Source organism: Streptomyces sp. NPDC002209 (assembly GCF_042890265.1).
Taxonomy (GTDB): Bacteria; Actinomycetota; Actinomycetes; order Streptomycetales; family Streptomycetaceae; genus Streptomyces.
In genome coordinates, this window is the sequence record NZ_JBIARX010000039.1 from 1 (window position 1) to 5,317 (window position 5,317).

At 67.0% G+C, this 5,317-nt stretch carries 7 protein-coding genes and 1 pseudogene; 3 read left to right on the forward strand and 5 right to left on the reverse strand.

Annotated elements, in window-relative coordinates; translation table 11 throughout:
• Positions 1 to 249: 249 nt before the first annotated feature.
• The 3 genes from ACFYXK_RS33845 to ACFYXK_RS33855 all read right to left on the reverse strand — a co-directional run bounded on the left by ACFYXK_RS33845 (position 250) and on the right by ACFYXK_RS33855 (position 2,008).
• Complete coding sequence (locus ACFYXK_RS33845) at positions 250 to 639, reverse strand: cupin (RefSeq protein WP_389414641.1); 390 nt, start codon at positions 637 to 639, stop codon at positions 250 to 252.
• Positions 640 to 715: 76 nt separating this feature from the next.
• Positions 716 to 913 carry an alpha/beta hydrolase gene (locus ACFYXK_RS33850; protein WP_389414646.1) on the reverse strand — a complete coding sequence of 66 codons (198 nt, stop codon included), beginning with the start codon at positions 911 to 913 and terminating at the stop codon, positions 716 to 718.
• A gap of 9 nt (positions 914 to 922) precedes the next feature.
• Positions 923 to 2,008, reverse strand: coding sequence for a serine hydrolase domain-containing protein (locus ACFYXK_RS33855; RefSeq protein WP_389414642.1), 1,086 nt, complete (start codon positions 2,006 to 2,008; stop codon positions 923 to 925).
• A gap of 219 nt (positions 2,009 to 2,227) precedes the next feature.
• Here ACFYXK_RS33855 and ACFYXK_RS33860 point away from each other — a divergent pair, with 219 nt between their 5' ends.
• Positions 2,228 to 2,902, forward strand: a complete 675-nt coding sequence (locus ACFYXK_RS33860; RefSeq protein WP_389414643.1) for a TetR/AcrR family transcriptional regulator — start codon at positions 2,228 to 2,230, stop codon at positions 2,900 to 2,902.
• 38 nt (positions 2,903 to 2,940) lie between these two features.
• Here the strand turns inward: ACFYXK_RS33860 and ACFYXK_RS33865 are convergent.
• Positions 2,941 to 3,094: pseudogene (locus tag ACFYXK_RS33865) on the reverse strand (IS5/IS1182 family transposase); the annotation flags it as partial.
• A gap of 112 nt (positions 3,095 to 3,206) precedes the next feature.
• On the opposite strand from ACFYXK_RS33865, the gene ACFYXK_RS33870 reads away from it, so the two are divergent.
• Positions 3,207 to 3,617, forward strand: coding sequence for a transposase (locus tag ACFYXK_RS33870; protein WP_389414644.1), 411 nt, complete (start codon positions 3,207 to 3,209; stop codon positions 3,615 to 3,617).
• Between the two features lie 175 nt (positions 3,618 to 3,792).
• Positions 3,793 to 4,308: a hypothetical protein gene (locus tag ACFYXK_RS33875; protein WP_389414645.1), complete on the forward strand. Its 516-nt coding sequence runs from the start codon at positions 3,793 to 3,795 to the stop codon at positions 4,306 to 4,308.
• Between the two features lie 3 nt (positions 4,309 to 4,311).
• On the opposite strand, the gene ACFYXK_RS33880 is transcribed toward ACFYXK_RS33875, so the two are convergent.
• On the reverse strand, positions 4,312 to 5,142 hold the full coding sequence (locus ACFYXK_RS33880; protein ID WP_389414647.1) for an IS5 family transposase: 831 nt from the start codon (positions 5,140 to 5,142) through the stop codon (positions 4,312 to 4,314).
• Between the last annotated feature and the right edge of the window lie 175 nt (positions 5,143 to 5,317).

Consider the following 5,317-nt stretch of genomic DNA (forward strand, 5'->3'; position numbering starts at 1 on the left):
TGCCCGCTGGGCATCAGTGACCGACAACGGCGGAATCTTCGGACCCGGACGACTCATACCGAACTAACGACCAACCTCAGACTCAGGACACTAGGACTTCAGGCAGGCGGTGCCGCGTTCGACGGTAGGAACAGGTAGGCACGGGCCCATAAAGTCGTGGATGGTCCGACCGGAGTCAACTCCAGATGACTCCGGTCGGACCACCCGCTTTCAGCCTGGAGTTGGACGAGGAACGGATGTGAGGCCTGGCTAGGCTTCGGCCCGCCTCTGCAGGCGGCTGCCACGCGGCAGGGTGACGGACATGATGTCACTGGGACCGTCCAGTGCGATGCGGTGCCATCGCCCATGCGGGACGATGGCCGCCGTTCCGGGCGCCAGCCTGATCTCCTCCTCCTTCCCTCCCGGCTGCTCCGGACGGAAGTAGACACGTATCCCGCCGGTGAGGCAGGACACGAGTTCGTCCGCCTCGGTATGGATTTCCCAGTGGTCGCCGTGGACGTCGGCGTCGGTCTCCACATGGAAGGTCATCAACTGCCAGCCGTCCCGCTCGGAGTCGAACACAGGTTGCTCGGCGCGCACCTGACCACTTTGGTCCAGGTGAATGAAGGAGGAGAAGAGATCGATCGGTGCAGCGGTCATACCGAGACATCCATTCTGCGAAGTTCGTCTGGTGGGTTGCGGAGCGTGGATATCGGCCTGGTCGGCCGTAGCCGCCTCACTCGGCCAGGGTGCGGCGCAGGACTGAGCCGAGTTCGGCGAGCTGCCGCTGCGACACGTCGGCGGACATGACCGCCGGCGAGCCGTGGAAGGTACCCAGGCACCGGTGCAACTCGACCGGGACGCCTGCCTGCAGCAGGCGGAGCGCGTAGGTGATGCCCTCATAGCGGAGCGGGTCGAATTCCATGGTGGCGATGAAGGCCGGTCAGCCGTACATGGCCACGCGGTACAGAGTCGCAAGCGCGTCGTCGATGGGATGGGGCTGCGGCTTGCCGGAGGAGTCGAGCCTGTTCCACCGCTGCATGTTCACCGCGACCGCCATCTGCCGTTCGCCGTCGGCCCGAATCATGGCCAGCGCCCCAGCGCCCCAGGTCGTGCCGCCGTTGCCCCAGAAGGTGCCCTGCCCGGGATCCTCCATCGGGTAGAGCCCGAGACCGTAGTCGATCGTCCTTCCCTCGTGGGAGACGACCGGGACGGTGAGCTGCATCTGCGCCAGCGATGACGGGCTGACGATCTGCCCGGCCAGCAGCAGGCGGTAGAAGCGGTTGAGGTCCGCGACGGTCGATATCAGCGAGGCCGACGGCCCCGTCCATGACATGTCGTAGACGCTGTAGTCGCGCGGCGGGTCGATCATGCCGAACCACGCCTCGTAGAGCTGCGAGTGCGGCCCGCTGACGTACGGTCCGGCGGGGAGTTCGGTGTCCCGGAGCCCGGCGCGCTCAATGATGTTCCGGGTGATGTACCGCTCGGCCGTAGTACCGGTCACCTGCTCCAGAAGCCGGCCGAGGAGCAGGTAGTTGGTGTTGGAGTACACCCCCGGAGTACCGGCCGGGGCGCCGACGGCGGGTGCGGTGACCCCCATCTCGATCAGGTCGACGGGGTCGAACTGCGTGAAGCGGTTGTCGTCCAGGCTCTCGGGGCTGGTGTCGGCGAGGACGGGGAGCGCCTTGAGGGAGGGGTATGCGTACGGGAGGTACTCGGCGAGGCCGCTGGTGTGGTTGATCAGCATCCGGACCGTGATCGCGTCACCGCGTGCACCGGGAACCAGCTCCGGAAGGTACCGGCCGACCGGTGTGTCGAGCCCGATCCGGCCGGCCTCGGCCAGCTGCAGAACCGCTGCGGCGGTGAACGTCTTGGTGATGCTTCCGACCCGGTGCCGCATGCCGGCGGTGACGGGGCGGCCGGTGGCGACGTCGGCGACCCCGGCGGCGCCACGCCAGACCCGGTCGCCGTCACGCACCTCGGCGAACAGGCCCGGCATCCCGGCGCGGTGGACGTTCTCGATGGCCATGTCCAGAGCCGCTAAATCCAGTGAGTTCCTCACGACATGCGTCCTTTCCTATTTCCTCGAGGCGAGCCCCACATCGGTCGCCCGACCCGGCCGACAGGGCATGCGTGGCACGTCAGCCCGCCTGTTGCCGGGCCGCTCGCACGCTCATGTCCTCATTATGCACGCGGTGCGTGCAACACCAAGTGCATAGGCTAGACTGAGTCCGACGAGAGGGGCGAAATGGCAGGCCGAAGGCGTTGGGCGACCGAGGAAATCCTGGATGCGGCAGCAGAGTTGCTGCGCACGAGCGGCACCGAGTCGTTCAGCGTGCGCAAGCTCGCCGCGACCCTCGGGACTGATTCCTCCAGCCTCTACCGGCACTTCCGCAACAAGACGGAACTGCTACGCGCGGTCGCCGACCGGATCCTCCTGGCCTCCATGGACGGCTACCGAGCCGAGGGCGACTGGAAGCAGCGCATCACGGCCCTGGCCCTGCGCCTGAGAGAGGCCTTCGGCCAGCAGCCCCAGCTCGCCGCGGTCTGGGGACGGTACGCGTCAGGCGGCGCCGGCTCCCGGCTGGTCATGGAAGAGGTACTGCAGGCACTGCGCGCGTCGGGACTACCCGACCACGAGATCCCGGCGCGCTACCACCGACTCGCGGTCCTCATCGCCGCGCTGATCGCCTCCGAGGCCGGAGTCAGCACCATCACCCCGGAAGAACACGAACAGGGCATGGAACTGTTCCGCGTCGCGGTACTCGGCGCCGACCCCGAACGCTTCCCCGCCCTGGCCCACTTCGCCCGCGACGTCCGCCCCCTCGGGGCGGACCGCCACGCCGCGTTCGAAGAAATCCTCGCCGCCCAACTCGCCCACATCGAATCCGCAATCAGCCCGAACCAGCCGGCCAGCCCGTGAGTGTCTGCGCACGGCGGCAATCCCCTTGACGACACAGAGCGCTGCCACTCCAGGGTGAGGATGGCCCTGGCAATTGACGTAATACGGTTGGGGGCTGCATCGGGATCTGCGGAAGATCCGCCAGGACTTCAGACGGGCGACACCACGCTCGACGGGTGCCCGCGCCGCGGCCAGGGCCCGGCTGTGGGTCTTGGACTTCCACATCGACTTCGACCGACGGCAAGCCACCTGCCCGAACGGCCAGGTCAGCGCTGGCTAGCACGGCCCCTACCCGACCTCCTCGCCCACTGCGGCCCCGCTGATCGTGGCGCGGTTCACCAGGAGCCAGTGCCAGCCGTGCCCCGACCGTCCCCGATGCACCAGCTCCAGCGGCGCCCGGAACGTGGGCTTCCCACCGCGAGAACTCCGTGACCTGCAACGTCGCGTTCGCGCCGAGCAGCAAACACCCGAGTGGAAGGCCCGCTACGAGGTCCGCTTCGGCGTGGAAGGCACCATCAACGAGTTCGCCCATGGCCACGGCATGCGCCGCTGCCGAGGACGGCCAAAAGCCCACCTTCAACATGTACTCACGGCTATCGCCGTCAACATCGAACGCCTCAGCAACAGGTCAGCGACCGAAGCAACCTCTTCACCGAGACCACCGACCGCCTTCCAGGCCTTCCTGGACCAGCAGGGAATCCCCCGATCGAAGTCCTGCCGAACCCTCGGCACCTGACCACTGCCACCAAGATCCCCGACAGAGTCAAGTTGGGGCGTGTTTCAAAAGCGTCGGCCAGCCACCGACGTCATCGTCCGCTACGAGGTCATCGCATGCTCTGACGCGCCAATATGCACCAGTGCTATGTTCCCATCGCGGATCGAACGGCAGTTGCTGGGCACGGGGGCTGGGGGTGGCTTTGCTGGAAGTGCTGATCACGACCGTTACGGGAGCGGCCTCGGCGACCGTGGGAGTGCTGGTGGGCGGGATCGTCACCAGACGAGGCCAGGACCATCAGTGGTCGCGGGATCAGCAGCTGGTTGCTTACCAGGAACTCCTCAGCCACTACGCCAAGTTCACGATGGTGATCAAGCGCGCGCACGCCGACCGTTGCGGCTGGGACTACGACTGGGCCGAGTGGAGCGCCGTTCTGACGCGGGTCAGCCTGATCGCTCCCGCAGAGGTTGCGGCAGAGGTCGACAGCTTTGGTCAGTCGGTCGACCGCTTCTTGGACCGCGTCGCGCGAGAAGTCGATCCGGTCCGTACGCCGCTCGGCGAAGAGGAGTTCCGGGAGGCTAGCGCGGGGGTGGCTCAGGCACAGATACGCCTGGTCAACGCGATGCGGCGGTCGCTGGGAGGGAGACGGAAGGCGCTGACCTTCTGGATCGGAGGGTCACACGCCGGCCCAGAGATTCGCGGATCGCTGTAACGATCACAGCACCTCGTTGATGACGGCGACAGTGACCGTCGCCTCGTAGCGGACCGCCAGCTTTTCGTATCTCGTGGCCACGGCTCGATGACGCTTGAGGCGGTTGATCCCGCACTCGACCGCGTGGCGCTCGCGGTAGTCGGTGTTGTCGAACTTCGGCGGGCGACCTCCGCGGGCACCGAGCTTCTTGCGGTTGCGGATCTGGTCGCTCTTCTCTGGAATCGTGCAGCGGATCCCGCGTCTGCGCAGGTAGCCGCGGTTGGCCCGGGGCCCGTAGGCCTTGTCTGCCGGCACCCGGTCCGGTCTGCGGCGCGGCCTGCCGACGCCTACGCGGGGCACCCGGATGCGTTCCAGGACCGGCTGGAACTGGGGGCTGTCGTGCCGCTGGCCGGCGTTGACCAGGAAGGAGAGGGGCTTCTGTCCGTGCCCGACCGCCAGATGCACCTTCGTGGTCAGTCCACCGTGTGAGCGCCCGAGCCCGTGGTCGGCGGGCTCGACCACGACTCCGCCCGGTTTGGCCCGGGTCTCCCTTTTGCGGACGCCGGCGGCATGCTGATGCGCCCGCGCGCCCGTGCAGTCCACGCTCACATCCCAGGTGATCAGGCCCTTCGCGTCGGCCGCGGCCTGCAACTGGGTGAGGATCCGGCTCCAGGTGTCATCGCGCTGCCAGCGTCGAAAGGGACCGTAAATGGTCTCCCACTCTCCATAGCGTGCGGGAACGTCGCACCAGGGCGCACCGGTCCGCGTCCGCCAGCGTATGCCGTTGATCAGCTGCCGCTTGGACCAGTCCGGAGGCCGCCCTGACTTCTTACCCACGGGCAACAGCGGTTCCAGCCTGGCCTATTGCTCGCTCGTCAGATCTCCACGCCCCACGAGTGGATCATGGCAGACCTTGATCCACTTATGAAACAGCCCCTAAAGGGTGTTGCAGAAGGTCCGCCTCGGGCAGGCTGGGGTGTCGCTTGAGCTGCTGTTTCACCGCGTCGTGGTGAGGTTGTGCATGGTGGCG

Coding starts and splice junctions, on each gene's coding strand:
- ACFYXK_RS33845 (WP_389414641.1), bottom strand. CDS start 639: ATGACCGCTGCACCGATCGATCTCTTCTCCTCCTTCATTCACCTGGAC.
- ACFYXK_RS33855 (WP_389414642.1), bottom strand. CDS start 2,008: ATGGCCATCGAGAACGTCCACCGCGCCGGGATGCCGGGCCTGTTCGCC.
- ACFYXK_RS33860 (WP_389414643.1), top strand. CDS start 2,228: ATGGCAGGCCGAAGGCGTTGGGCGACCGAGGAAATCCTGGATGCGGCA.